The organism is Vibrio fortis (genome assembly GCF_000695685.1).
GTDB classification, from domain to species: domain Bacteria; phylum Pseudomonadota; class Gammaproteobacteria; order Enterobacterales; family Vibrionaceae; genus Vibrio; species Vibrio fortis_A.
Window position 1 is genome coordinate 1 of the sequence record NZ_JFFR01000030.1, and the last position, 1,117, is coordinate 1,117.

1 protein-coding gene is annotated in these 1,117 nt (G+C 49.1%); it reads left to right on the forward strand.

The window, feature by feature from the left end; genetic code table 11:
• Positions 1-1,117: VCBS domain-containing protein (locus VFDL14_RS0123510; protein ID WP_200870310.1), on the forward strand; the 1,117-nt coding region annotated here is incomplete at both ends.

Below are 1,117 nucleotides of genomic sequence, written 5' to 3' on the forward strand. Positions count from 1 at the left end.
GACCATTGATGCCAATGGTCATTGGGTTTTCATCGCCAACAGCGCATTCAACCAACTGAATGTCGGCGATAGAGTTGAAGAGACATTCACAGTAACGTCTGTCGATGGCACACCTTCGACAATTAAAGTAACCATCAACGGCACGAATGATGCGGCTACAGTGAGCAGTACGACTGTGGCCGTCGATGAAACTGACTCGGCAATTACAACCTCTGGTACGCTAACCAGCACCGATATCGATAACCCAGATAACGCCTTCACACCAGATTCGATCACGGGCACCAACGGCGACCTAACCATTGACGCCAATGGCCACTGGGTGTTTACCGCTAATAGTGCATTTAACCAATTGAATGTCGGCGACAAAGTTGAAGAGACATTTACGGTAACGTCTGTCGATGGCACACCATCCACTATTAAAGTGACCATCAATGGTACCAACGATGCCGCGACAGTAAGCAGCGCGACTGTGGCTGTTGATGAAACAGACACGGCAATAACCACATCTGGAACCCTAACCAGTACCGATGTCGATAACCCGGATAACACCTTCGCACCTGCTTCGATCACGGGAACTCATGGCGGTCTAACCATTGATGCCAATGGTCACTGGATCTTTACCGCCAACAGCGCATTCAACCAACTCAACGTTGGCGACAAAGTTGAAGAGACATTTACCATTGCTTCTGTTGATGGCACTCAGTCAACCATCAAGGTCGTCATTAACGGTACCAATGATGCCGCGACCGTCAGCAGTGCTACAGTCTCCATCGATGAAACGGATAAACCCGTCACGACCTCTGGCACCCTAACCAGCACTGATGTTGATAATCCAGATAACGCCTTTACGCCAGACTCCATCACGGGTACGCATGGCGACCTAACCATTGATGCCAACGGTCACTGGATCTTTACGGCTAACAGTGCATTCAACCAACTCAATGTCGGCGATAAAGTTGAAGAGACATTCACAGTAACGTCTGTCGATGGAACTCCATCCACGATTAAAGTGACCATCAATGGCACAAACGATGCAGCTACAGTGAGTAGTGCAAAGGTAACCGTCGACGAAGCGGATAAAGCCACCACAACCTCTGGTACTCTAATTAGCACCGAT